The organism is Methanosarcina vacuolata Z-761 (assembly GCF_000969905.1).
GTDB classification, from domain to species: Archaea; Halobacteriota; Methanosarcinia; order Methanosarcinales; family Methanosarcinaceae; genus Methanosarcina; species Methanosarcina vacuolata.
In genome coordinates this window covers 475,910-501,644 of sequence record NZ_CP009520.1, presented here as the reverse complement: position 1 = coordinate 501,644, position 25,735 = coordinate 475,910, and the positions used below count along the sequence as shown (strand labels likewise).

General features: G+C 38.7%; 26 protein-coding genes and 2 pseudogenes. 17 read left to right on the top strand and 11 right to left on the bottom strand.

The features are described from left to right. The first annotated feature begins 500 nt into the window (after positions 1 to 500). On the top strand, positions 501 to 2,984 hold the full coding sequence (locus MSVAZ_RS02270) for a CARDB domain-containing protein (protein WP_052727849.1): 2,484 nt from the start codon (positions 501 to 503) through the stop codon (positions 2,982 to 2,984). A gap of 541 nt (positions 2,985 to 3,525) precedes the next feature. Here the strand turns inward: MSVAZ_RS02270 and MSVAZ_RS02265 are convergent. Together MSVAZ_RS02265 and MSVAZ_RS02260 are read right to left on the bottom strand one after the other, a co-directional pair. Then, the gene (locus MSVAZ_RS02265; protein ID WP_231592380.1) at positions 3,526 to 3,912 is read right to left on the bottom strand and encodes a DUF5518 domain-containing protein; all 387 of its coding nucleotides are present in this window, start codon (positions 3,910 to 3,912) and stop codon (positions 3,526 to 3,528) included. 123 nt (positions 3,913 to 4,035) lie between these two features. Further along, positions 4,036 to 4,353 carry a SemiSWEET family sugar transporter gene (locus MSVAZ_RS02260; protein WP_048117527.1) on the bottom strand — a complete coding sequence of 106 codons (318 nt, stop codon included), beginning with the start codon at positions 4,351 to 4,353 and terminating at the stop codon, positions 4,036 to 4,038. Positions 4,354 to 4,649: 296 nt separating this feature from the next. On the opposite strand from MSVAZ_RS02260, the gene MSVAZ_RS02255 reads away from it, so the two are divergent. The 5 genes from MSVAZ_RS02255 (at position 4,650) to MSVAZ_RS02235 (ending at position 8,210) form a co-directional block, all read left to right on the top strand. Then, the gene (locus MSVAZ_RS02255) at positions 4,650 to 5,069 is read left to right on the top strand and encodes an HIT family protein (protein WP_048117522.1); all 420 of its coding nucleotides are present in this window, start codon (positions 4,650 to 4,652) and stop codon (positions 5,067 to 5,069) included. 220 nt (positions 5,070 to 5,289) lie between these two features. Beyond that, entirely contained in the window at positions 5,290 to 5,517 is a 228-nt protein-coding gene (locus tag MSVAZ_RS02250) for a sulfurtransferase TusA family protein (RefSeq protein ID WP_048117519.1), read from the top strand. Between the two features lie 18 nt (positions 5,518 to 5,535). Beyond that, positions 5,536 to 5,955: a DsrE/DsrF/DrsH-like family protein gene (locus tag MSVAZ_RS02245; protein ID WP_048123572.1), complete on the top strand. Its 420-nt coding sequence runs from the start codon at positions 5,536 to 5,538 to the stop codon at positions 5,953 to 5,955. A 275-nt stretch (positions 5,956 to 6,230) separates the two neighbouring features. Next, a complete protein-coding gene (locus MSVAZ_RS02240; RefSeq protein ID WP_048117517.1) occupies positions 6,231 to 7,397 on the top strand; it encodes a cysteine desulfurase family protein in 1,167 nt (388 codons plus the stop codon). 177 nt (positions 7,398 to 7,574) lie between these two features. Next, the gene (locus MSVAZ_RS02235; protein WP_048117514.1) at positions 7,575 to 8,210 is read left to right on the top strand and encodes an iron-sulfur cluster assembly scaffold protein; all 636 of its coding nucleotides are present in this window, start codon (positions 7,575 to 7,577) and stop codon (positions 8,208 to 8,210) included. A gap of 231 nt (positions 8,211 to 8,441) precedes the next feature. On the opposite strand, the gene MSVAZ_RS02230 is transcribed toward MSVAZ_RS02235, so the two are convergent. After that, entirely contained in the window at positions 8,442 to 9,335 is an 894-nt protein-coding gene (locus tag MSVAZ_RS02230) for a helix-turn-helix transcriptional regulator (protein ID WP_048117511.1), read from the bottom strand. 430 nt (positions 9,336 to 9,765) lie between these two features. Here MSVAZ_RS02230 and MSVAZ_RS02225 point away from each other — a divergent pair, with 430 nt between their 5' ends. Continuing rightward, complete coding sequence (locus MSVAZ_RS02225; protein ID WP_232316190.1) at positions 9,766 to 10,518, top strand: cupredoxin domain-containing protein; 753 nt, start codon at positions 9,766 to 9,768, stop codon at positions 10,516 to 10,518. A 221-nt stretch (positions 10,519 to 10,739) separates the two neighbouring features. Here MSVAZ_RS02225 and MSVAZ_RS20990 read toward each other — a convergent pair. Beyond that, a pseudogene (locus tag MSVAZ_RS20990) lies at positions 10,740 to 10,835 on the bottom strand (4Fe-4S binding protein); the annotation flags it as partial. 1,193 nt (positions 10,836 to 12,028) lie between these two features. On the opposite strand from MSVAZ_RS20990, the gene MSVAZ_RS02215 reads away from it, so the two are divergent. From MSVAZ_RS02215 to MSVAZ_RS02205, 3 genes are read left to right on the top strand one after another with little or no spacing between them, the layout of a single operon-like run. Further along, entirely contained in the window at positions 12,029 to 12,991 is a 963-nt protein-coding gene (locus MSVAZ_RS02215; protein WP_048117507.1) for a lysylphosphatidylglycerol synthase transmembrane domain-containing protein, read from the top strand. Continuing rightward, complete coding sequence (locus MSVAZ_RS02210) at positions 12,967 to 14,097, top strand: glycosyltransferase family 4 protein (protein ID WP_048117504.1); 1,131 nt, start codon at positions 12,967 to 12,969, stop codon at positions 14,095 to 14,097. The genes MSVAZ_RS02215 and MSVAZ_RS02210 overlap by 25 nt, the downstream gene beginning before the upstream one ends. After that, positions 14,072 to 14,788 carry a polysaccharide deacetylase family protein gene (locus MSVAZ_RS02205; RefSeq protein WP_048117501.1) on the top strand — a complete coding sequence of 239 codons (717 nt, stop codon included), beginning with the start codon at positions 14,072 to 14,074 and terminating at the stop codon, positions 14,786 to 14,788. The genes MSVAZ_RS02210 and MSVAZ_RS02205 overlap by 26 nt, the downstream gene beginning before the upstream one ends. A 74-nt stretch (positions 14,789 to 14,862) precedes the next feature. Here MSVAZ_RS02205 and MSVAZ_RS02200 read toward each other — a convergent pair whose 3' ends face one another. Next, positions 14,863 to 15,162 (bottom strand): ArsR/SmtB family transcription factor, encoded by a 300-nt coding sequence (locus tag MSVAZ_RS02200; RefSeq protein WP_232316189.1) that lies wholly within the window; start codon positions 15,160 to 15,162, stop codon positions 14,863 to 14,865. 375 nt (positions 15,163 to 15,537) lie between these two features. On the opposite strand from MSVAZ_RS02200, the gene MSVAZ_RS02195 reads away from it, so the two are divergent. The 3 genes from MSVAZ_RS02195 (at position 15,538) to MSVAZ_RS02185 (ending at position 17,564) form a co-directional block, all read left to right on the top strand. Then, positions 15,538 to 15,843 carry a hypothetical protein gene (locus MSVAZ_RS02195; protein ID WP_048117495.1) on the top strand — a complete coding sequence of 102 codons (306 nt, stop codon included), beginning with the start codon at positions 15,538 to 15,540 and terminating at the stop codon, positions 15,841 to 15,843. A 233-nt stretch (positions 15,844 to 16,076) separates the two neighbouring features. Then, positions 16,077 to 16,490 (top strand): ArsR/SmtB family transcription factor, encoded by a 414-nt coding sequence (locus tag MSVAZ_RS02190; RefSeq protein WP_048117492.1) that lies wholly within the window; start codon positions 16,077 to 16,079, stop codon positions 16,488 to 16,490. Between the two features lie 174 nt (positions 16,491 to 16,664). After that, positions 16,665 to 17,564, top strand: coding sequence for a permease (locus tag MSVAZ_RS02185; RefSeq protein WP_048117489.1), 900 nt, complete (start codon positions 16,665 to 16,667; stop codon positions 17,562 to 17,564). A gap of 646 nt (positions 17,565 to 18,210) precedes the next feature. Here the strand turns inward: MSVAZ_RS02185 and MSVAZ_RS02180 are convergent. From MSVAZ_RS02180 to MSVAZ_RS02160, 5 genes are all read right to left on the bottom strand, one after another. After that, positions 18,211 to 18,504 (bottom strand): hypothetical protein, encoded by a 294-nt coding sequence (locus MSVAZ_RS02180; protein WP_048117487.1) that lies wholly within the window; start codon positions 18,502 to 18,504, stop codon positions 18,211 to 18,213. A 168-nt stretch (positions 18,505 to 18,672) separates the two neighbouring features. Then, on the bottom strand, positions 18,673 to 18,972 hold the full coding sequence (gene tusB / locus MSVAZ_RS02175) for a sulfurtransferase complex subunit TusB (protein WP_048117485.1): 300 nt from the start codon (positions 18,970 to 18,972) through the stop codon (positions 18,673 to 18,675). 33 nt (positions 18,973 to 19,005) lie between these two features. Next, the gene (locus MSVAZ_RS02170) at positions 19,006 to 19,350 is read right to left on the bottom strand and encodes a DsrE family protein (RefSeq protein ID WP_048117477.1); all 345 of its coding nucleotides are present in this window, start codon (positions 19,348 to 19,350) and stop codon (positions 19,006 to 19,008) included. Positions 19,351 to 19,374: 24 nt separating this feature from the next. After that, positions 19,375 to 19,755 carry a DsrE/DsrF/TusD sulfur relay family protein gene (locus tag MSVAZ_RS02165; RefSeq protein ID WP_052725308.1) on the bottom strand — a complete coding sequence of 127 codons (381 nt, stop codon included), beginning with the start codon at positions 19,753 to 19,755 and terminating at the stop codon, positions 19,375 to 19,377. A gap of 38 nt (positions 19,756 to 19,793) precedes the next feature. Beyond that, positions 19,794 to 20,591 carry a (Fe-S)-binding protein gene (locus MSVAZ_RS02160; RefSeq protein WP_048117472.1) on the bottom strand — a complete coding sequence of 266 codons (798 nt, stop codon included), beginning with the start codon at positions 20,589 to 20,591 and terminating at the stop codon, positions 19,794 to 19,796. 256 nt (positions 20,592 to 20,847) lie between these two features. On the opposite strand from MSVAZ_RS02160, the gene MSVAZ_RS02155 reads away from it, so the two are divergent. Beyond that, positions 20,848 to 21,639, top strand: a complete 792-nt coding sequence (locus tag MSVAZ_RS02155) for an epoxyqueuosine reductase (RefSeq protein WP_048117469.1) — start codon at positions 20,848 to 20,850, stop codon at positions 21,637 to 21,639. A 292-nt stretch (positions 21,640 to 21,931) separates the two neighbouring features. On the opposite strand, the gene MSVAZ_RS02150 is transcribed toward MSVAZ_RS02155, so the two are convergent. Then, complete coding sequence (locus MSVAZ_RS02150) at positions 21,932 to 22,729, bottom strand: (Fe-S)-binding protein (protein WP_048117466.1); 798 nt, start codon at positions 22,727 to 22,729, stop codon at positions 21,932 to 21,934. A gap of 354 nt (positions 22,730 to 23,083) precedes the next feature. Here MSVAZ_RS02150 and MSVAZ_RS19945 point away from each other — a divergent pair, with 354 nt between their 5' ends. The 3 genes and pseudogenes from MSVAZ_RS19945 to MSVAZ_RS19100 all read left to right on the top strand — a co-directional run bounded on the left by MSVAZ_RS19945 (position 23,084) and on the right by MSVAZ_RS19100 (position 25,732). After that, complete coding sequence (locus MSVAZ_RS19945; RefSeq protein ID WP_156150933.1) at positions 23,084 to 23,251, top strand: hypothetical protein; 168 nt, start codon at positions 23,084 to 23,086, stop codon at positions 23,249 to 23,251. A 226-nt stretch (positions 23,252 to 23,477) separates the two neighbouring features. Continuing rightward, positions 23,478 to 23,837, top strand: a complete 360-nt coding sequence (locus MSVAZ_RS02145; protein WP_048117464.1) for a carboxymuconolactone decarboxylase family protein — start codon at positions 23,478 to 23,480, stop codon at positions 23,835 to 23,837. A gap of 312 nt (positions 23,838 to 24,149) precedes the next feature. Beyond that, positions 24,150 to 25,732, top strand: a pseudogene (locus MSVAZ_RS19100) (IS1634 family transposase). The last annotated feature ends 3 nt before the right edge of the window (positions 25,733 to 25,735 follow it).

Genomic DNA, 25,735 nt, shown 5'->3' with positions numbered 1-25,735 from the left:
ATAGGGAACTGACGTAGGGGGTAAAAATAGAGATTTTTGTCTGAAGAATAAATTGTAATATATAAAGAGCAATTAGATTAAATTTTGAATATAATTATATAGTAATATTAGGGAAAACACAAATTAAAAATCTTAAACTTTGGGTAAAAGCATTTTGAGAACAATTAGATTAAATGGTATTTATAATTATTAATAGCAATTTTGGAGAAAAACATAAATTAAAAAACTTAAACTTTTTATAAAATCATCAAAAAATGGCATCGTAAAGAATTTATGTGGAACAAAAATGTCCTTGATTCCTACTAACATTATATTGGAACACTCACTGAAAACGCACATGAAATTTTCCAAATAGCAGACACAAAAAATGAAAGTACTTGAAAGAATTTTCATGCCAAATGAAAGATTAGGAATTTTGTTTCTATGAATTGTATGATTACAAATCAATAAGCTACTGACGTACCGGAAATTTTGGTTTACAGATGTAGGGGTGGAGGCCTATGAAAATGAAAGCCGATTTTTTTAGTTCTGTAATTTCTGTATTATTAATAATAATGACAATTTCTGGGATGATCCCAGGCATGGCATCTGCTGCAGATGAAACTAACACAAACCCCACAGATCCAACCAGTGATCTGACAATTGAGAGTATTTCTTGTAGTCCAGAGAATCCAGAACTCGGAGGAGCTGCAACCATTAGAATAGCAGTACTAAACCGGGGAACTGAAGTCTCGGAGCAAACAGAGGCAGTGTGCAAAATAGGAAATAAAGATCCGATAGATGTACCAATAATAGAAATAACCCCGGGAAATACCTTGATAGTCTCATTTACCTGGACTCCGGAAGAAGAGGGTACATTGGGAATAACGGCAACGCTGGGAGATAGTACAAAAACAATTGAAGTCGCAGTGGCAAAAGAAAAATCTGCAGATCTCGTAATAGAAAGCCTCACGGCAATCCCTGAAAATCCGGAACCTGATAGTGAGGTAACTGTCAATGCATTAGTCAAGAACACGGGAACCGAATCCTCTGAGGAGACAAAATTAACGTACAAAATTGGGGATGCAGACTCAAAAACGGTAAAAATACCGGAAATAGATCCGGGAGATAGCTCGTTAGTCTCATTTACCTGGACTCCGGAAGAAGAAGGCACAGTGACGGTAAAGGCAGCAGCGGAAGATAGCGAAAAAACGATTAAAGTAGTAGTGGCAAAAGAAACATCTTCGGATCTCAAAATAGAAAGTCTCTCCATTGACCCTGAAAACCCGGGAACCAATAGTGAAGTCACTATAAAAGCATTGGTCAAGAACGATGGAACCAAAACCTCAGAACCAACGAATATAATATATACAATTGATGGAACTGAAATAAAAGAAGAAGTCCCTGCAATAGGGGCTGGATTAGATAAACCGATTTCTCACACGTGGACAACTCCTGACAATGAAGGAACTGTAACAATAAAGGCAGCTTTAGAAGATATAGAGAATAGTGAGAAAGAAATTTCTGTGAAAATAGAAGGAGGGTCGCTTCCGGATCTGGTAATTGAAAGCCTGGACACAGAATCATCAACACAACCTGAAGCCGGAAAAACTTTGAACTTTACCCTGAAAATAAAGAACCAGGGGGAGGCAACTGCCAATAGTAGTACTGCAAAATATAGTTTTAATGGAGCTTCAGAAGGAGAAATTTCTATCCCTGAACTTTCAGCGGGAGAAAGTACAATTACAGGATTTTCGTTTACCCCTGGAAACGAAGAAAACTTGAGTGTAACAGTGGTCGCAGATTCTGGGAATATCATTAGTGAAAGTAATGAAGACAACAATGAAATGTCAAAAACCATAAACGTAAAACGTGAGCTTCCAGACCTGAAAATAGAATCGATTTCTCTGAGTCCTGAAGAACCGCATCCTGGGGAGAATATAGCCTTTACGGCAACAGTAAAGAATAATGGTTCTGCAGCTGCTGAGAGCAGTGAAATTAAGTATGATATTAAGGGAAACAATGAAAATTATACTGGAGTTGCATCGATACCATCCCTTGCAGCAGGTGAAACCGGAACAGGCACTTTTTCCTGGACTCCAGGAAACGAAGGGCAAATTGAAATAAAAGCAACCGCAGATTCAGGAAGCATTGTATCTGAAAGCGATGAAACCAATAATGAGTTCACAAAAACAGCAACCGTATATAAAGAAACAGTTTCAAGCGATGACGGAGGAAGTGAAAGTTCAGGGTCCTCCAGCAGCGGCTCAGGAAGTAAGAGTTCAGGGTCCTCCAGTAGCAGTTCAGGAGGCGTCAGTCTTTCTAAAGAACCAGTGAGCAATGTAGAGGCAAAGGAGCTTGCCACCGGGAACGTTCAAAGTGGTTATCATATCAAGTTCGATTTTCTGGAAGGTGCCACATGCATTACATATATCGAATTTGACCCACTAAAGACATTAAAGAAGACAATTACAACTGTAGAAATGCTCAAAGATAAATCTACTTTTGTCTCAGGAGCCCCTTCTGGTAAGATATATAAATATGTGAATATCTGGGTAGGAAATTATGGAGCAGGAGTCGCCAATTATTTTGAAAATGGGTTTATAGAGTTCAAAGTTGAAAAGTCATGGCTTGAAGAGAATAATATTAGTCAGTCCCAGATAATTCTTCAATGGTATAACGAAGGCTGGGAACCGCTAGAAACCGAAAAAGTTAAAGAAGATACGGATTACGTTTATTTTAAATCGAAAACGTCTGGCTTCTCCTGCTTTGCAATAACCAGTTATTCCACGGATACGGAAAAGATAGTTGGAGGCAGTGGACTAGCAGAAGAAGAAGTGTTGAGAGACTGGAATGGTGAAACAAACACAAGTACCGTCAACGGAAGCGCAGAAACAAATAGCATGATTAAAAATCCTATGGGAAAAGCCAAAATACTTATGGCAATTTCTCTGCCTCTGTTCTTAATTCTTGTAGAGTACTTTGTGATGAAGAAAAAGATTTGAAAAACTTTTTCTTCAGAATTTTATTTCAATTAAACCTCATTTTCTTATGAAAAACATTAACACCAGCAGAAAGTCCTTTATGTTTTATGCATGTGCCAGAGGCTCAGGGTCTAGAATGTACCAGAATAGATTTACTGATAATGTTTTTTTCTATATTTGGCATGTTGACATAAGGAATTTGAATATTTTTATTGATATCGTTTTTGAACATTTGATAAGTTTACATTAAATTTAAACCTGGTTAACTTGTAGCTTAACTCCCATGACACATATAAACACTGAATTATTTTTCCAGTAAAGTTCTGTATGAGAAATTATGTTTTGATCATATGCAAACCTCACAACTGCACACATGAGGGATCATCATTTTAAAATCGATATCAACAAAAATGATCGAATATGAAATATCGACCTGCCGAATCTAGGTTTTTTACTTTCAGCTATATATTATTGTCAAACTCCGGGGAAGTTAGCCCCAGTTGAAATACTATAGATGCCTGCCGTTTTACCGGCGGGAGATATCACAAGCAAGACCCTACTGTCAAAATTCCCCCTTTTCAGCTAGCACAGCCCCAATTACCGAGCCAATTATACCTATTACAGCGGTATGAGCTACGATGACAATGGTAATTATAAATGCAGAAGCAGCTACAAGTCCCCCAAGAACAGGAATATCTCTGAGTATCGATCCAAGAAATCCCCCAAGAAGAAAACCCGGAATAATCATGAAAACGGTCATCAGAACTCCGGCTTTAAGTCCTCCTCTAGAACCTCCATCTGCATAATAGCCACCTAAAAAACCTCCAAGAAAAGGAGCTATGGAATTTACTAATGGAATAAAATAGAAGACAAAAGTACAGACCATGCCTATGAGTGCTCCACCCAAAACTCTAGCTATTATCTCACCTCCACAGTAAAGAAAGTACAAATTGTGGTTATTATAACAAAATTGGTTTAATTATTCATAAATATATAGCTGGACATTCATTATTATTTGGCATAAAAGTTCTTTCAGGTACTTTCATTTCTTTGTGCCTGTGATTAGAGAATTTCATGTGCGTTTTTTAGATAAAAATACGTCCTTTCCAGATCCTCCATACTTGCTACAAAAATTAAGAACAAAACCCGAATAGTCATTCTTAATCTTGAGCCCCAGCAGCAAGAAAGCAAGTATGAAAGAAATACTATTTGCAGCGATCAGGGCGGAATCATTTACCAGGATACCGTGAAGCATCCAGAGAAGCATGCCTGAAGTAGAGCAAATTAGCATCATAAGAGATACATCTTTTGTAGACTTCGTAGTCAAAGCTCTTAGAAGCTGTGGAGCAAAAGCTACAGTTGTCAGTGCACCTGCGATATAACCAATCATTGGGTTTCACTTCCAGAGTTTCGTTAAAGGATCACAGAAAATAGGAAATTTTCTGGGAGTTGCGATGTAATAGCAACAGAACCATACCCTTTTCGTCAAAGTTGGGGCTCTGTAACCCTAGTTTCGTATTGGGATAACAGGGCCCTTTCGCTTAGCTTAAGAGGGTTAAGACTCTCGGATCAATCAATCAATTAAGGAATGAGTACTTAAATAATTTTTTATACACATATAAAATTTGCGGAAGAAACATAACCCTGATATAAGCGTATTCCCTAAAACTCTACTGGGATATGGTTATGATGGAAGATTGCCTTTTTTGTAAAATAATAGAAGGAAAACTTCCTTCGGAGAAGGTATATGAAGACGCTGCCGTTTTTGCATTTTTGGATGTTTTTCCGGCAAGCGAAGGGCATACTCTAGTAGCTCCAAAAAAACATTTTAGCAGATTTACGGATATGGATGCGGAAAGTGTCGCTTTGCTTTTTGAAGCTGCAAGGAAGATTACGGCTGCAGTTGAGAAGGCATTTTCGGCAGAAGGCTCAAACATAGGAATCAATGATGGAAAAGTCGCCGGACAGGAGGTTCCCCATGTACATGTACACGTTATTCCCAGGAGAAAAGGAGACGGCGGGAGAGGGATAAAATCAGTAGTATGGACTGAGCCTGATACTGCCAATTTAAAAGAAGTTGCGGAAAAGATAAGGAGAGCGCTCTGAAAAGAAAGACTTCTCACAACAAGAGAAGTATTCCCAGACAGAAGTATTCCCAGATAGAAGTATTCCCAGAAAGAAGTATTCCCAGATAGAGTTTTCAATATGAAACGATAATATATTTTTCGATAATATATTTTTTTAAATTTAATGGATTTGGGGAAAGACAACAAACAGAACTGTTGTCAAAATCCTTCCGTTTCTCTTACTTTGGGGGGTAAGAATAATGGCAGAAATGGAAATCGATGTTAGAGGGCAGACTTGTCCGGTTCCGCTGGTAGAGTGTAGAAAAGCCTTAAAGAAAGCCTCTCCAGGGGATCTTGTTATTGTGAAAGGGACACATCCAGCGTCAAAAAAGGAAATTCCTATGGCCTGTGAAGCAATGGGGCTCAAAGTGCTGGAGATTGAAGATAAAGAAGGAGGAAAAGAGTGGGAGATAAAAATCCAGAGATAAGCCGGAAGAGGAATGAAAATGGGGGAAAAGACGGTCATTATACTGCATAGTGGCGATATGGATAAGGTATACAGTGCACTTATAATTGCGAACGGAGCTCTGGCAATGGGTATGGAAGCATCCATATACTTTACCTTCTGGGGGTTAATGCGCTTGAAGAAAGGAGAGCTTGATAAGGGGCCACTCTCCAAGATGAATATGCTTGGGCTTGGCAGGCAGATGATTAAACAAAGAATGAACAAAGCCAATGTTGCTTCACTTGAAAGACTGATGAATGATTTCAAGGAACTTGGCGGAAAAATAATCGCCTGCGAGATGACCATGGAAATTATGGGCTTGAGTAAAGAGGAGCTCCGAACGGAGTGGATAGATGAATGGGGAGCTGTAGGCTCATATATTCAAGAAGCACGGAATGCAAACGTAACCCTATTTATCTAAGGCCTGGAGAAATCTGAGAATTTGAACTGGAGCTTAAAATGTCACAATAATTTAGATTTTCCGGATTTGACCTGATTTAGATACTTACCTGATTTAGATGCTTACCTGATTTAGATGCTTGATATTCAACTATTAGTATCCAGGAGATTATTGCTTCAGGAATTTATCGGATTAAAAGTCCAGGAACTTACTGGAGAATCTGAAATTTAACTGTAAAATCTAAAATTTAACTGTAAAATCTAAAATTTGATTATTTCAAATGGGGGGGAGAATAAATATTTGAGAATGTAATATACCTTGACAATGCCGCATGCACACGATTGGATGAACGTGTACTTGAAGCAATGAAGCCATATTTTTTTGATATATATGCAGTAGCAACATCAGAATTTGGCTATTCCATGGGTATTGACGCAAAAGAAGCACTCCAAAGGTCCCGCGAAAGCATAGCTTCAAAGCTCGGTGCAGATTCAGAGGAGGTTATCTTTACTTCAGGGTCCACTGAGTCAAGCAACACAGCGCTTAAAGGCGTTGCTCTGGCTCTTAAAGAAAAGAAAGGAAAACATTTTGTTGTCTCGAAGATAGAAGATTTTCCTGTGCTGAATACAGCAAAAGCTCTCGAGAGACAGGGGTTTAATGCGACTTTTCTGGATGTTGACGCTGAAGGGTTTGTAGATATCGAAGGGCTTAAAAACGCTATTACAAAGGAAACGGTTCTTGTCTCAATCCAACAGGGGAACCAGGAAATAGGAACAGTGCAGGATTTGAAAGCTATCTCGGAAATATGCAAAGAAAAAGATGTGCTCCTGCATACGGATGCTACTCATAGCTTTACCCGGCTACCTCTCAATGTAAAGGAACTGCCTGTAGACCTGATCACAATGTCCGCCCATACTATCCACGGCCCAAGAGGAATAGGTGCGCTTTACATCAGGAAAGACACCCCAATAACCAAACTCATGGACGGAGGTTTCCAGGAGTTTAACCTGAGGGCAGGAGTAGAAAATATTCCATCAGCCGTCGGTTTTGCAAAAGCTATAGAGCTCGTAACTGAAGAGGAAAACCAAAGGCTCAAAGCAATGAGAGACCGCGTAATTGATAAAGCACTTTCCGAGATTCCGGACGTTACACTCAATGGCAGCCGGGAAAGACGCCTGCCTCAGAATGCAAACCTGACTTTCCATTATGTAGAAGGCGAATCCGTAACTCTGCATATGGACATGAGGGGTTTTGCAGTAAGCACGGGTTCAGCCTGTTTTAGCCGCTCCCTTGAAGCCAGCCATGTAATCAGGGGTATAGGAGGAGATCATGAGAGAGCGCATGGATCAGTGCGTTTTACCTTTGGGCGCTATAATCATATTGAGGATGCTGATGCAGCAATTGAAGCAATGAGTGAGATAGTGGCAAGGCTCCGGGAAATAAGCCCTCTTGCAAGGAAATGAATGGGAAAAAGGTAGAAAAAATAGCAAGGTGAAGCAGAATCCAGGCGACCACAAAAGTAAATCAGAGAATACAAGTCAGAGGATACAAGTCAGAGAATACAGTCAGAAAACACAGCCAGAAAATATAGTAAGAAAAACATAGTCAGAAAACATAGTCAGAAAATATAAGGTGAGATAATGAAGTTTCCTTACAGCCAAAAAGTACTGGAGCATTTCAAGAACCCGCACAATGTGGGAAAGATCGAGAACCCTGATGGAAAAGGTCTTGAAGGAAGCCCGGCTTGCGGAGACATGGTAGCGGTTTACATTAAGGTCAATCCTGATACCAAGATTATTGAAGATATAAAATTCGAATCGTATGGCTGCGCCTCAAACATTGCTACAGGCTCGGTTATTACAGATATCGCAAGAGGAAAGACCCTTGATGAGGCAAAGAAAATAACATGGAAACAGGCTTCGGAAGAACTTGGAGGGCTCCCTCCGATCAAAGCCCACTGCTCAGTACTTGCAGTTGAGGGCCTGCGGGCCGCAATCAAAGACTATGAAGAAAAACACGGGCTTATAACCGAGAAAGAGCCTACCACAGAAGAGGTTGTCAGGAGCAGGCTAAAGCACGTTATGAACCCCCTGACCGGCCTTGACATAATTCGTACAAACCTTATCCTGAAAACGAGCGTGGAAGATGGAGTGGTGAGAGTGGTTGTAGACCTGCCTGCAAACCATCAGTTTGCTCCAGCAATAAAAGAGGATGTTATGGAAAAACTGGGGTCTTTATGGGATGTCGAAAGAGTTGATGTAGTGTTTACGGCCTGACTCTCAGGTGGGATCCATTCAATATGAAGGGAGGAGAGTATTTTCTCCTCTCAAATGATTTTAGTTCAAATAAGTCCATGGAATAGGTTTCTTATTTTCTGATTCCAATGCTTGCTTTGTATTCTCAGAATTCGTCCAGGATAGTCAATTCTGTGTTGAGATACGAAAGAAGATGACAATGAAAGTGCAAAAACCAAACTGCCCATGAATAAATTGAAAAATAGATAAATTTCATAAGGTAGACAAAGATGAAGGTACGGGCTTTGACCTTTCCTTATAATACATGAAAAGTTCCTCTCCCCATTTTAAAGCCTGAGGCTCAAAGGCAATTAGAAATCGTGTAGTCACTCTCCCTTTTTTGTCAAGTAGAGAGAGGAAAAAGATCTTATCAGTTACAATCAATGATATGGGTTTTAAGTCACCTTCGTATACAAGAAAATCAGAAACTTTGCTGCGAAAGACATTTTTTATTTCTTTTTTGTATTCGATCAGAGCTTTGTTAATGATGGGATTGCTTGTTTTTAAAAGTGGAATATCGGAATGATATTCAGTCTGGAAAGCCTCTAGAACTTTTCCTGTAACAATTGTTGTAGCTTCGATGTCCTTTTGAAGATACTCAAAAAGAAGTAAAAGAGAAAAAGGATGAACTATCGAAATAAAAGACATTATACTCCTGGAACTCATTAAATTTGTCATAATCTCTTCTGGAAGCCGGAAAACGTTTGAGAAATCCTGTTCTATAATTTTAACGTGACCAAGCTCTCCTATTTTATTAAGAATATGGGGAGGAATAGGGCTTACATCATGGTCAGACCAGAAGTCCAGATTTTCTTCATAGACTGAAAGCGTATTCAGGAAAAACTCTGCATTTGAAGCAATCACCACACCCATATCTGAGAGGGAGTATATTCCATGATCTTCGAGAACAAGGCCCCAATCAGTTAATTTTTTAATTTGGGGGGTGATTGATTTCCATGGAAAATCAAGCACATCTTTGATATCCTCACTACTTTTTGAACCTTCTTCTTTAAGGAGCAAAAGAAGATTCTTTCTCTTTTCAGAAAGGAAAATAGTATCCAGAAGCGAAGATTTGGTTTCTACTCTGGTATGTGCTTTCGATTTCATTTTACCTAATTAATACATGAAGGGACTATATAAATTCAATGAAAAAAAATTCTTATTTTCAAGAAGAAGGAACAGAAATCTAACTTTTTTCACTTATAATCTTTAAGATAAAAAAGATAATCAAAATGTTAAGGTGTCAATATTTACAGTTCAGTTTGAATAACCAGTTAGAATAACCAGTTTAGAATAGCCAGTTTAGAATAACCAGTTTAGAATAGCCAGTTTAGAATAGCCAGTTTAGAATAGCCAGTTAGAATAACCAAGACTTTTTGCTTATTCCAAAGTGGTTTGTCTGGCAAAAGCTTCTGGATTATTCTCACCACACGAATAAAAATCATACCGTTTTGGCTATATGAAATGCATATCAAAGTTTAGAGTGGCAATTCCAAAAAGGAGTTAGATACAAAGCTGGAAAACTGGAGGTTTTAAGATGGAAAACCGTAATAAATCTATAATCTTTGCCCTGCTAATAGTAGCGATTCTTATTACGTCGACAGGTTTTGCAGCGGCAAAAGAGTCAACAATAGTTGTAAAAAGTGCTGATACCACTGCTAACAGGGTAGCCATTTTCAGTGCCTTTTCACCCGAGAAAATTGAGATCCACTCCGGTGAAAGTGTTACCTGGATTAACTTCAAGAAACCAAAAGCCCCAGTAGTGCTTGCAAGCGCTGACGAGCTTTGGAAAGAGACAACATTGGGCTATGGAAAAGCCTTTTCCTTTACTTTTGAAAACCCAGGAACCTATTCTTTTACTCTTAAAGATAATCCTGACATAAAAGGAACAGTAACCGTACTTGCTGGTGAATCACAAAACGAAAATTCAGAAAAATCTGTGGGAACAACAGTCACCGCAGAAAAAGCACAGGTTCAGTCAAAACCAGAGTCCTCTGTGAAAGTTATAGAGACCACAAATAAAGAAAACGTCACTCGTGAAGAAAAGATAGCAATATATTCAACGACGCTTACTCCAAGTCTCCTGGAAATTGAAAAAGGAAGCACGGTTTCGTGGGTAAACTACAAAAAGCCAAAAGGATCCTCAGTGCTTGTAAGTGAGGATGGTTTGTGGGAAAAACAAACTATTAACTACGGAAAAGCGTTTTCATATACGTTTGAAAATTCAGGAACTTACACATTCAGCCTGGAAGGAGTTCCAGAAGCAAAAACTACCGTAGTAGTAAGGTAAAAACGATATATTTTAACAAAAAAAGTTGGAAAAATTCAAAATAAAAAGTCCACATCAGGAAAACCAATTAAACACCGAAAAATTTGTCACCTACGCAAATATAAAGAGATTTAAAAAAGATGTACGGTAGTAGGGGTTTATTAATTTAGTTCATGAGTGAAATCAGCCGGTATAAGCAAGAATTAAGTAAACAAGGGGATAGTTAGAGAGATAAGTAACAATTATTTCTCAAAAATATCTACAATATTTTTAACATATCCCTTATAGGTTTGCTGAGGGCATTTATTTTCACATTGCCCGCACTCCGTACATTTTGAAGCCTTGCTTCTAAGGCCACTTTATAAAAGCTTCTCTTCTTCTACTTACTCAAATATCTCAGCATTGTTACGGGGCTTAAAATTTTTAGAAATCTCTGCTCAGTAATCTCTGCTCAGTAATCTCTGCTCAGTAATCTCTGCTCAGTAATCTCTGCTCAGTAATCTCTGCTCAGTAATCTCTGCTCAGTAATCTCTGCTCGGTAATCTCTGCTCGGTAATCTTTGCTCAGTAATCTTTGCTCAGTAATCTTTGCTCATAATCTCTGTTTCGCGCTAGGCAGTATCGATAAAACTGACGCCCTGATCTATAGCATAACGAGTCATATATACAGCTTTTTCTTCATCAATTTTTGAGTCGTCACCCAAGAGTAGGAAGCAATATGGGGCCGAATCCAAATACTGAGACACTGTTTGCCTTTTTGACCAGGTTTTCGATATAGCATATATATTTATCCTTTATTTTAAAAGGAAAATCCACCCCGAAAGAAATTCTTACTGCTTTTTCATCAGAGTAGGAGACGATACTTTGTGAGACTACGAACAATATAAATCAGCAAAAGAAATTTGATAAAAGAATAAATTCGGAAAAAAATAGTAATAGAAAACTATATTAGAAATGTTAGGTTTCAATTTGAAACTAAAAATATAGAGTTGAATCTGGAAAAAACGATGATGACAGGTATTATATAAAAAGAATCTAAAAATAAGAATGGGACCGGGTAGGAGATAAGAAATACTTTTTAATGAGTTATAGCTTCGGGCATGTAGAGATTTGGTCTTTGATACGTAAAAAATGTTGTATCCTGAAATGATTTAGCGGACTCAAACCCGTTTGGAAGTCTAATTCATAATACAACAGCAGGCGACACAAAAGGTTAAACGTTGAATAAATTCCAATTCCATTCTGGTATTGTGGAATGATTACGTAATATGAAACAAATTCAAAGTTGGAGTAAAATAATGGTCACCTGTACACGATATACAAATATAATAAAAGATATTTAAAAAGCAAAATAATTTTGGGATAAAACATACGTAAAAAAGAATATTTTAAATATGTCTTTTTCAATCTGGAAAAGTACAAAATCCAGAGTTTGGTCAATCTCAATGAATGGAGAATCCAGATAGGAACAGATTTTAATTATAAAAAATATACAAAGAAATTCCACTCTGAATCCCTATGAAGGTGTATTTTTGAATCAGGGAATGTTGAAGAAAGCCATTGTGATCCTCTTACTGCTTACAGTTGGAGTATTTCTGGTCCATGCCTACTGGACGGAGATTGTATCTGTTCTTGGAGAGAGCTTGAAAATGCTCACCAAAACACGGATTCGATATGCCATTCTGGCGTTCTTAGTTTACCTGTTGAGTGTGTACTTATTTGCAGTCCGCTGGCAACAGGTACTTTCCAGCATTGGCCACGACCTTAAAGCCACAGACCTTCTTCCCATTCTTTTCGGAGCAATTTTTGTGAATAATCTAACTCCGGCGAACAGGACAGGAGGCGAACCCCTGCGGATGTTATGGGTTAACAAACGTTTCGGGATAAGTTATACCGACGCTTTCATAACGATCCTCTTTGAAAGGCTCGTTGAAGTGATTCCAATTATCCTGCTCTTATTCTATGTTCTATATTTCGTTCCTTCTTTAGAGATTAAATTCCTGCCTCAGAAAAATATTCTGACCTTAAATTCAACTTATCTATTGCTCTTTGCTTCCCTTGCAACCGGAATACTCATATGGATTTTCCGGGAAAGATTTACCGTCCTTCTTAAAGATATAAAGCAAAACTGGAAAAAACTTCATAAATCTTTTATTCCTGTTCTCCTGTTATCTTCCGGGGTCTGGATTCTTGACATAGTGCGACTTCAACTGATCGCCCTGGCTCTAAATCTTAATCTTTCTCTGCACATTATCGCATCAGTTTCAATCTTGTATCTCCTGCTCGGACTCCTGCCAATAACTCCAGGAGGGCTTGGAATAGTTGAAGGAGGACTGGTCTCCCTGCTTCTATATTTTGGGTTATCGCTTGCTTCTTCAGGAAGTTTTGTTTTTCTGGAACGTTTTATCTCTTTCGGACTGAGCAGCCTGATAGGATTCCTATACCTGTTTTATTACGGAGGATCTGAGATATGGAAAAATATAAAATTGCAATGATCAGTGATTGGTATTTTCCAAAGGTAGGAGGAATCGAGTATTCAATGCACACCCTTGCTAAAACCCTGAGCAGGCATGGATATGAGGTAAGCGTTATTACAAGGAGCTACCCGGGTGTTCCCGAGTACAGTAAAAGGGATGGAGTATCAGTAATAAGGGTCAAAGGTAAACCTTTACCCGGACAGAGTCGATTTCTCATGCCCGGTGCATATAAAGAACTATTCAGCCTTTTGAAAAACGGGAATTATCAGATTGTCAATTGCCATGGGCTGGATTCTCCCATAGGTATGGTTGCTCTTATTGTTTCCAGAAAACTCGGCATTCCCGTAGTAGTCACCAATCACTCCCTGGTAGGAGATACGCCATATAGTTCGCTTTTATATCTTGCAGGAAAATTGCTTTTAAAGAATGCCGACGCTGTAATTGCAGTTAGTTCGGCAGTTGAAAAAGACTCAAAGCTGATGACAAAAAAACCAATTTACCGGATTTTCAATGGGGTAGATTCTGAGGATAGAATCATCACAGTCCCTTTTCCTGTAAATACTGAAGGAAAACTCATAATTGCCACCGTTGCACGCATGACAAAGAAAAAGGGTGTTCAAAACATTGTAGATCTAGCTCCTTCACTTCTGGAAAAGCATGAAAATTTGCTGTTTGTAATGATAGGAGACGGCCCGCTAAGGGAAAAGCTTGAAAACACAGTGGAGGAGGCAGGTTTATCCGGAAATTTCTACTTTACAGGGGAAGTGTCCAGAGAAAAAGTGCTGGGATATCTGGAACAGGCAGATATCTTTGCCCTTCCTTCGAGTAATGAGGCTTTTGGAATTTCGATTCTGGAGGCAATGTCAAAAGAAGTTCCTGTCGTAGCAATGAATAATAGTGGGGTTTCGGATATTGTCAGGAACGGGGTAAATGGTTATCTTGCAGACAGCCTTACCGAATTTTCATACTATCTCGAGGACCTTATAGAAAAACCGGCCCTGAGAACTTCCTTTGCCAGGGAGGCTTTAAGAGGTCTTTCAAATTATGACTGGAACCGGATCTGTAAACAGACAAGCAAGGTATATACAAGTGTCATTTATGAAAAATATCACAATAACCGTTGATGTGGAAGAAGACTGTCCCCCTATGCTTACAAGTACGAGAGGCATGGAAGAAGGACTGCCTGAGTTACTGAACCTTTTCAAAAAAGAAAGGATAAAAGCAACCTTTTTTGTTACCGGGATGATGGCTGAGCAATATCCTGACGTTATATCCAGAATTCCGAAAGAAGGACATGAACTTGGATGCCATGGATATACCCATACGCGTTTTGACCGGATGGATAAAGAAGAAGCCAGAACTGCTCTTAAACAGGCTGGAAAAGTTCTGAGGCAGTTTGAAAGGAAACTGGTTTCTTTCAGGGCCCCAAACCTGCAGTTCCCGAAAAATTATCTTGGACTTCTGGAAGATGAGGGTTTCAGATATGATTCATCCATTGCAGCGTATAAGCCTCCGTTTCCCCGGAGCAGAGTTGAAGGCAAAATAATAAGAATTCCTGCGACGATTACTTCTTCATTTATAAGGCTGCCTCCGGGAGTTTTTATCCCGCTACTCAAGCGCTGGGAATCTCCTGTTATTTTTGTCCACCCCTGGGAATTTGTGGACATGTCAAACACATCTATACGCCTGGACTGCAAGTTCAATACTGGAGAAAACGCCCTTAACAACCTTAAAACCCTGATCTGTGCTCTAAAAGATCAACACTACGGTTTTTTAACCTTTCAAGAAAGAGCGAATCTTGAAAAAGATAAGTAACTGCCTTAAAGAGTAAATATTATGGTTATTCGTACTGGATAGGTTTGCAGTTTTAACTGAGGTAATGGCACAAATTATTCTTCAAGGACTTCTAATATTTTCCTAATTTTTTCGTTTTGTATAGAATACAGCCTCTTTTTCCCTTCTTTTCTTACTTTTATTATCCCCCAATCCTGTAATTTTGCAAGGTGCATTGAGGTATTGGACTGCGTTTTGCCAATGATTTCTGGAATTTCACAGGCGCATATTTCTCCGTTATTACCGTACTTATGTTCTCCGCAGTCACACTCAGATTCGATTAGAGCCTTGATAATTCTATACCTTGTGTCTTCACTGAGGGCTTTGAAAAGTTGTAGATTTTCTTCATTAATCATATCAATATTCATTGAATCCGTGAAACTATATATATTTATCTAAGGCTAGAAGTTGAACCTACTGTTTCTGATCTGAAGAAAGGAAGACACTTGAATTGAATGATCTGATAGCCTTTCTGAAAATTTCAGTTACACTTTTGAATCCTTGACATTTCTTTTCTTGCTCTTTTTGATTCCTAATTTGGAAATTACAATCTGGCGATCAACCTTGAAACCTGCCAGTTACATCTTTCGGGTACACGTTTTGTCGGGCGCTTTCGATGGTTATTTTGAGGCACGGTATATTATGGTCGCCACCCTTATATATCATATCGACAAATCTAGATATCAATATTCTTTGATATATATGCGGATTATAAAAGGAGACATTTTTAGATGAGTAAACTCGGAAAAAATTTACTTGGGAAACTCACAGGAAATAACAAAAGTTGCTGCTGTTGCGGGCCTTCTATTGTAAGTGTCAGAAAGATAAAAGTTGGCAATAAAGAAATGGAAATTGCCGGATTGGATGAAGAATTCGAAAAACAGAATGATATAGGCAAGACTCCAGAGAATATAGACTGCGAAGAACTTACTCGAAACCTTGCAAAGATAAATGAAATTTCTGAAGAAGAACTGGAGAAATTCAAAGTCGCAGTGTTGAAAGAATATGAAACATACTGGCAGAAGAAAAAAATATAATCATATTTATACATATGAATATGAAACATTGCCAATCATGAGGAGAATTTTGTTATGAGGCCCTGGAAATGAATTTTAAGTGCTCGATTTGCGGAAAAGAAGAAGATTCGTTACTCCGAGCCAATCACGTGGACTTAGGAACTATAAAACTATGTGTAAAATGCTGGTCAAAAGAACAGAGTAAAAACAAGCTGCTCCCTTTAGAAGGTGGAGGTAGCTGCTGCAGGTAATTCATGGGAACCGAAAAGAAATCAGATACGAATAAAAGAAAGAGTGAAGTGGAAATCGAAAGGTTGAAGCGTTTTATTTTTGATCGGGATCAGTTAGAAGTAAGAACTCAAAAGCTCAGTTCTCTGGTAAATATGCTGGACGAAGAAGTACTAAATTCGGAAACAAGGGTTTTTAAGGCTCTTGCCGATACGAATCGTCTGAAAATATTAAAACTATTGAAGGAAGGAGAACTCTGTGCCTGCGAACTAACGATTGCCCTTTCCAATTCTCAATCGACTGTTTCTCATCATCTTTCAGTATTGAAAAATGCGGGCCTTATCAAAGAACGGAAAGAAGGTAAATGGTCTTACTTTCGTCTCTCGGATGGAGCGGTTATTGAAATACTTAACCAGGCAAAGCTGCTTCATGACAAGTGAGCTTCCAGTAAAGTTCTCTTTTTGAAAGTAGGATATAGGGACAAATTTGGACCCTTCAAAAACGGTTTAAGCTTCGAAAATGTTGGGTTCTGGAGAGAATACTGTGTATTCAAATTTCCAATAGCTGTAGCTTTCGACGGTTGAATAAAAAGTAAATTTTGAAGGAAGATCGAAATGTTCTGGAATAATTTAACTGTGGCGGTTAATTACTTCGTTGAAATAGCAGTCGAACTTGCTGTTTTATTTATAGGAATAACCTTTCTCGTGGGGCTGATTCAGGAGTATGTGCCAGACGAGACCATAAAAAAGGCACTTGGTGGGAGGAACAAGATAATAGGAAGCATCCTTGGGGCAGGATTTGGTGCTCTAACTCCTTTCTGCTCCTGTTCAACCATACCACTTCTACTTGGAATGCTCAAGGCTGGTGCCCCTTTTGCTGCAGCAATGGCATTCCTGTTCTCATCGCCTTTGCTAAACCCGGTGATAATATCTCTATTTGTCATTTTACTGGGCTGGAAGGTGGCTGCTCTTTACTTTGTTGTAGTCTTCATAGCTGCAGTTGTCATCGGCCTTTTGCTTGATGGACTGGGCTTCTCAAGATATGTTAAGCCAGCCGCTGTTGTACGAAACAGCTGTGACTGTCAGCAATCAACGGACGCAAAATCCAGAATACAGAGATCTGCAGGATTCGCGTTCAGCCTATTCCGTCAGCTCATGCCCTATCTCCTCTTAGGAGCAGGCATTGGTGCATTCATTCACGGATTCGTACCAACGGACATTGTCTCCCGCCTCGCAGGGCCGAGCAATCCTCTGGCAGTTCCTGTGGCTGTAATTGTTGGCATCCCTCTCTATATCCGGGCTGAGACTATGATCCCTATAGGACTGGCGCTAATTGGAAAAGGGATGAGTGTGGGAGCAGTACTTGCACTGATAATTGGCGGAGCAGGAGCTAGCATACCAGAACTGACCCTTCTTTCAGCCATATTCAAGAAAAGATTATTGTCAGCCTTCGTAGTGACCATCTTTACCATAGCTGTAACTGCAGGATATCTTGCCAATCTGCTGGCATTGTGAAAGCAATCAAAGAAAGAACCAGAATGATGCCGTGCAGACAAATCAAAAACCTGGCATATTTACCAAATGTCCTGGTGTCGAGTCAATTATAAAGGATTCAATAATTCCGAATAACTGCAATCGATTTAATACGACATTTTGTTGTTGACTCAACACTAGAGATTCAGTCTTTTATCTCATCTCTGACCTGCCGGAAGATTTTGAGCTTCCCTTCATCTGATCCCACAGCCGAAGCAGAACCCTCAAAGTTTTGTGGATTGCTTCTCTTGCTCTGGGAGATCTGGTCGGAAGCTGTAAATTAGTACTGCAAATAGGGCAGGCCACTTTAGAACATCGAAGTAGAATCCCCGCGTATTCAAACGTGGGATGAATGCATAATCTGTCTCAACATCACGTTTTTAACTCAAATAACAGATTAATATTATTAAGTTTTATATATTTTATTAAGTTTTATATATATTATTAAGTTTTGTCTTGGAAGCTGGAAATGATACAAGAGCCGCTTAACTTTGCTACTGGACTTAAACTATAAGGTTCTACAGAGTAGTTCTGCAGGTAAAAGTTTGAACGTTGATGGCGAGAACCGGAATAACAATTGCCCTGGGGCAGTATGGCATAGGTTGAAATTCCGTAGGTGCCCGTCAATTCATTGGCGGGAGCTGTCACCTGCATTCTTTGCCTCTTTTGTTATTTCTTTCATCATCTCCCCTACAAGGTTTGCTTTTTCACAGTGAGAAGCCTCTTTTGGTTTGCAGTTAAGGAGAATGCTCATCAGTCTGTCGGCCATCCGGTAGAACTTAAGATCTTCAAGCCGGATCAAAAGTGCGGACAAGTTTTCGCTGAACTCCCTACATTTGTCATGGTTACAGACAGCCTCCTCATGCAACTGGCATACCGATTGCAGATCTTTTATTATTTCTCTCGGGATATTCTCGACCATAGGACTCAACCCGGTTAGCATTTATTTTCAGTAATTTTAAGAAGCAATTGAAAGTATAAAAGTAAAATTCGGCAGAGCAAAATCTGGGAAAATAAAATATGAGAGAGTAAAATCTGGAACATTTAACTGTAAATCAAAAAGTATAATCTCATTTTTAAGGCCAGTATTTTAAAATGCATACTCATGCCTGCAGTGCTCCATTATATCCTCTATAAAATCCAGGTAAAAGTCATCCGGGACTGTCACTTTGTCTCCTGCCCTGACGGCTCTGGCTTCGAGGTCTTCTTTACATGCATAAATTTTAAACTCTGGCTGTTCCTCTATCCTGGTAAGCAGGTGATAGACTCCGTCTCCTGCAAGGTAGATTCTGACCTTCCCGGAACGTGCAGCCAGTTTGAGGCATAACTCCGATCTCGGGCTGAAAGGAGGCTTTGTCAGCAGAAACACATCCAATTGTTCTTTTTTCATATTATCATCCAAATCCTTAATCAGCAACCAGTATTAAAATGAGAGAACGCAGTCCGAGCTTTCCATTGCTTCAAAAAATTCTTCTTCGTCGGTCAGTTCCAGAGTTTCGATGAAGGTTTCCCCGAAAAGCCCTCTTTCTACAAGCGAAGGCTCGTGCACAAGCACTCTCAACTCCCCGTATGCATATAGAATATCTGCAAGGTTTGGTAATCCAAGTTTTCGGCTATCTTGACCTGCAACTGCAAGATAAACTCCATCACCATAAAGGCCAAGAGTCACATCCATCTCGCTAAGGCTTACTGCGGCTGCATTCAACGCTCCAAATGCTTTTTCACTGCCATATGGAGCTGTATCCAGCAGATAGAAAACTGATTTCATCGTTTAGACCTCGTTTCTGCTAACTTATCTTGACAATGAAATTACTCTATCACTCTTACCCAGCATTTCCGACAGTTCATAAAGGCTAGTAATTCTTATTCCAGGGAGATAATCTCTGCAGTTACTTCCCTGTATAATTTCTTCTTCTGGAATGTAGCCTCTTGCACCGGCACATCGCGCACAGGCTCGAATAACGACCCCTTTTTCCACAAGTCCGGAAAACAGTTGTCCTGCATTGGTAAAGAAGGACGGTTCCTGGCCTTTTTTTGGAATATGCACCGCATCCAGGTACAGAAACATGTTTACTTTATGATTTTCAAGTGCAGTCTCAGCGAGTTTGTAGGCAATGTCAGCGTACTCAGAGATGTAAGGACCATCAGTGAGAACTATTGTTAGTGTCTTCAAAGCTTCCTCCAACTAATTGATACGTTAATGATTGTGACTTAAATATACGCAGCCAGAAACTGTAGCCGTTCGAGATTGGGTTCATAACCTGGCTCTTTAAGTTGCGTACACTGATCTAAACTTACCTGTCCTGCCATTAGCCTTATGGCAAAGCTGTAGCAGCCCTGTTCACCGCAGTCTCGACAGTTTGTCTGGGGCAGGTGTTTATATATGTCCATAAGTTCTACCCTGACTTTTTCTCTGGGAGGCGGAACTATTCCTTTTTTGATAGTTTCATTAATAGTGTTTTTTAGATTTTCGAGCTCTTCTTTAGCTTCATTCTCATTTTTAACCATTCTCATGACTACTTTGCCGCTACCATAAATAGTTGTAATGATTTCTCCTTTTTGAATTATGAGACTATCTTTTTTATCTGAATAATTCCCTCTGGGAAAGATTGGTTCAAGAATTTTTAAGACCCCACCCAGCGGAGGAGCCATATTTGCAATTACTCTGAACTTTGTGGAATCCGCTATACAGGGCAAAAGCTGTCGAACTTCCGCAATCTCCACAGGCTTTGCCTGAGAAAGGTCTTTAAGTTCTTCAGTGTTGCTTTTTTTGTCACTTTTCAAGAAATTTTTGCCATGTTCACTGATTTTCGCAGTTCTTTCTGTTAACTCAATAAGGTCCGCATCTTGTAAAATCTTCAGATGGAAATCAATCGTTTTATTCCCGACTAGAGCTTCAATTTCCTCAACATTTCTATTGCCGTTTGCAAGGAAGTTTATTATTTTCCTTCGGGTCTTATTGCCCATAGCAAAATTCACCAACTTTGTTTCACTCGAACCTCCTGACATTTTACACCTCTCAGGTACTATTGGAGTTTAATTCCGTTTAGATCAATTAAACAGTATCAGCAAAGATGTCTAAAAGCAAAACCTAACTTTTTCAAGCTATTCCTACAATTAGTTATGACGTTATATCAATAAAAACACAAAAGCCAAATATCAAAAAAGATTGATACGTAAACATTTAAACGGTTATAATTAAAGAAGATCTGCCCGACTATTAAGTTGAGGCAAAAGTCTCTCATATATTTTAGGAGATCCTAATATGGAACTAAAAAACAAGATTGAGACCATAATAAAGAACACTGTAGCAAATTCAGATACTAAAACAAGATATCGTGAACCCATCATAGGTTTTGCTTCTACTACCGATCCTATTTTTATGGAAATTAAACAAATCGTAGGTTTTCATCACTTAAATCCAAAAGAAATCTTTCCTGAAGCAAAGACCGTTGTCTCTTTCTTCTTGCCATTTGACAAAGAGCTTGTGAAACAGAACTTGAAATCAGGCGTGGTAAAGGAATCTATTCAGGCTAGTGTAGATACTTCTCACCTTATCGGAGAAATCAATGAAAGAATTAAAACTGAACTGGCAAAAGAGGGTATCACAGCAATTGTACCTAAAATTATTTTCGATTATAAGAATAATGGTTTTAATGTTTCATGGTCTCACAAGAGCGCCGCTTATGCTGCCGGAATTGGAACTTTCGGAGTAAACCAAATGTTGATTACAAAAGCCGGATGCGCAGGTCGAATTGGATCTCTTCTGATTTCTGCCGAAATCCCCCCTACTCCACGTCCAAAAGAAGAGTTCTGCAGGCACAAAAGAGGAGAAAAATGCCTTATATGTGTGGATAGATGTCAATCCGGCGCTCTTAGTTCAACTGGGTTTGATAAAGAGAAGTGCTTTATGCAGCTTCAAGAAGACATAAAAGCTTACCCTGAACTCAATCAACATGGCTGTGGAAAGTGCACCACTGGCCCCTGTACCCTGGATCCTGCTGAGTTAGAGGAGGATTCTGTAAAGTCTTTGACAACTAATGTCTTTGGCAACTAATGTCTTTGACAACTAATGTCATATAACTACACAGTCATTAGAGTTACAAAGTCATTAGAATTACAAAGTCGGTATAGTTACAAAGTCGATAGTTATAAAGTCGATAGTTACAAAGTCGTTGTAGTTATAAAATTGTTATAGTTGCCTACTCAAAGAAATTTTGTCCATTTAGTAGATAGAGACTTTGCAGAAACCTGGAAATTACTTTGCTAGTATTTCATTCAGCATGGAATGATACACCAGGGAACCGTACTTTTCGATAGGCTCTGAAATATTCTTCAAATTATTAGGCTCAAATGTACGCACTGAGAACCTGCAAATGTTCCTGGTTAGTTGCGTACTCCGGCTCCTTGAGCGATGTACACTTATCAAGGGAAGCTTCTCCGCTCATGAGTTTTATGGCAAAAGTATAACAGCTCTGTTCGCCGCATTTACCACAATTGGTCTGGGGCAGGTACTTGTAAAGCGCCATGGGTTCGACCCTAACCTTTTCCCGGGGAGCAGGAGCAACACCCTTTGCAATAGCCTCATTGATGGTACTTCTAAGACTTTCAAGCGCTTCCCTGGCCTCTGCCTCGTTTTTAATCATTGTCATGGTAACTTTTCCAGTACCGTAAACCGTTGTAAGCACTTCTCCTTTTTGCAATATCAGGGCGCTGATCTTTTCCGAGTATCTGCCTCTGGGAAAGAGAGGTTCAAGAACTTTGAGGGTTCCACCAAGCGGGGGAGTCATATTTGCAATTACCCTGAATTTTGAGGAGTCTGCTATACAGGGTAAAAGCTGCCGGATTTCTGCAATATCCACAGGCTTTGCCTGAGAGAGATCGGCATTTTTTTGAGTATCTTTTTCTTCCTTGCCCTTCAGAAAATTTCTGCCGTATTCACTTAATCTGACTGTTCCGTCTGTTAATTCAATCAGGCTTGCCTGTTGAAGAAGCTTGAGATGGAAGTCAAGCATTGTCTTTCCTGCAGCTTCTGCGACTTCTTCGGTACTTCTATCGCCATCTACAAGAAAGTTCATAATCTTCCTTCGGGTGGCATTAGACATAGCATTATTTACAAGTTTTATCTCATTCGGATTTCCAGGCATTTCCACACCCTTGTTATTATATAGAATATAATTTCTTAAGATGTAACCATTATTTTTCCAGAGAGCTACCACTATAAGACTACATTTTTACTCAAAAATGAAGTCAGTTCTTCGGATTAATATAGAATCTTCTAATCAATATGAAGCTTACTTCATAAGAACATGGGAGCTGAATATCAAAAAAGATTGATATGAGATTTCAGAGAGATTCCTTAAACCGACATTTTAACATTTATCAACTATACACCTATCAATTATTCTTGATACTCATCATGCATGTTTTTAAAATCTGAATCTCTAATGTCGATTATATCATTTTTACAGAATACAATTGATTAGTAAGGAGACAAGGAATTGAAAAAAGAAAAAGATACATTGCCAAAAGAAAAAGATACATTGCCAAAAGAAACTACAAATAATCCAGAAGATGATGAAGAAGACCTGCTGTACACACATAAGGCTGAAGACCGGGGCAACACTATGCACTGGAATAACGCTTTTTGCAGAAAACCTGGCCATTAAGGCTGAGACATGAACTGCCGGAAAAAAGAGAAGACGAAGACTGCTTAATTTTAAAATACAGCTGATTATAAAGGCAAATTGCCTGTAAAGGTAAATTGCCGGTAAATGTAAATTACCTGTATCTTTACAGTTTGAAGTAATTTAATCAAAATATACCTTATTTGAAATTTTTAAATTATACTGCAGATTACAAATTTATATAGTTTTTAAGTAGGAGAGAATTTCAATGTCATTTTTGGATGAAATGTTACCTGAAACTGCGGAAGCTTTTGGACAGATGAGAAGTTCAATATTCAAAGATGGTTATCTGGATCTTAAAACCAAGGAACTTATAGCCATTGCCTCCTCTGTCCTTATGCGTTGTCAGTTTTGTGTTGATACACATTCGCAAAGAGCGATTGCTGCAGGAGCTACAAAGGAGGAAATTGCCGAAACGATTTCAGTCGCTATGTTTGTTTCTGCAGGTACACAGATAGGGTGGACAAACATATACAGGGAAAATATATACGACAAAATCTTTGAAAAGGATAAGGGAGAAGAAGGGAAGGATAAGGGAGAAGACTGTTGTTGCTGCTGTAAGGACTAAAAACCCAGTCATTTTGTTTTTTTTCTTTCAGGTTTTTTTTCTTTCAGGTTTCTTTTCTTTCAGGTTTCTTTTCTTTCAGGTTTCTTTTCTTTCAGGTTTCTTTTCATTCAGGTATCTGTTAGATTTTTTATTTGATTTTTTATTATGCAGTTGCGAGATAATGTTAAAACCTTAATTCCCAAATTTTAAGCGCATAATTCTTGTATCCCTATTTTGCTCAATTAATTCGTGTGCAGATGCATGCGAACTTATTCATTTCCAAACAACAATTCAAAACTTTTATATACTCTTATGTGCTTATATAATAAGCACATGAAGTCCACACTCCGCATCAAGAAAATAAATGGAATTGAGTACTGGTACGAAGATATTCCTTATTACGATAAGGAAAAGAAACAAATTCGCCATAAATCCAAATATGTTGGCAGAAACATAAACGGTAAACCTGTTAGAGTTCGTGACGCATTAAACTCTTCCGATGAAATCGTGCAAGATGAGACTTCTTTCGTTTCCAGCAAACCTATAAATGCTTATAACTATGGTGAGTTCCTTCCATTGCAAAAAATCGTAGAAGAACTCAAAATTGAAGAGTATCTTGGTGATCTGTTCAATGAGAAAGACAGAAACATGATACTTTCAATGGCACTTAATCGTGTAATTCGTCCTACAGCTATGTATAACCTTAAAACCTGGTATGAGAATTCTGTTCTTTCTCTCCAGTGGCCTGAGTTACCCTTGAAAAGTCAAAACATCAGTAATCTACTTGCAAAAGTAGGTAATAGCGACATTCCATCCATGTTTATGGGTAAAATGTTTAGAAATCTTGGGACAAAACGCACATTAATGTACGATCTTACCAGTTTATCGAGCTACTCACAACTAATTAATCTTCTTGAATACGGATACAATAGAGACAATTGCGATCTTCCTCAAATAAATCTCTCCATGATTGTGGATAAGGAAAAAGGAATTCCGGTGATGTATGACATCTATCCTGGAAGTATTGTAGACGTTACAACTCTTAAAAATACTCTAAAAAAGATAGAAGCTCATGGAATGGAAAACTATACACTGGTAATGGGATAGAGGATTTTTCAGCAAGGGAAACATTGAGAATTAGTAAGGGAAAGATTCTTTTTATTATGCAGCTACATGGCACTTAAAGTTGTCAAGAGCTTATGAGTTCAGTACAAAAAGACATCGAAAGTCCGGAATATCTTCATAAGTTTCACAAAAAACCAATATTTGTAAAGCCAGTGACTCTTGAGGAAAAGGAATTCAAGATCAATGGATACTGTTTCTATGATCCAAAGAGAGAAATGGACGAAAAAAGCACATTTTACTCCCGTCTTTATGATATGAAGGAAAAACTGGAAGAAACAGCAATACCAGGATGGAGAAATGCGGCAGAGGTGTTCAAAGAGAGAGCAAGGGAAATGGCAAGTTTCTATTCGTGGAAAAAGATAGATGACCATTTCAAAATCAATATCAAGAAAAATGCAGTATCGCAGAGAATAAACAGAATGGGGAAGTTTTTCCTTTTTTATTATGGAGAACGTGATTGGGTAGAATGTCTCACTTACTACAGAGAAAGAGATATTGTTGAGAAAGGATTCAAAGTAATGAAAAATGATATTCAGTCGCTTCCACTAAACACAAACAAAGATTCAACAACAAAGGGATTCATTTTTGTCTGCTTTATCGGACTAATTATTAGAATGAAGCTACTGAGTATGATGAAGGAAACAAAAATTATTGAGGATTATACAGTAGAGAGTTTACTTTTAGAGCTTGAGAAGATCAGAAAAGTAGAACTGCAAAATGGAGAGGTAATAGTTACAGAACTCACAAGAAAGCAAAAAGAAATTATGGAAAAATTGAATTTATGCGCTTAAAAA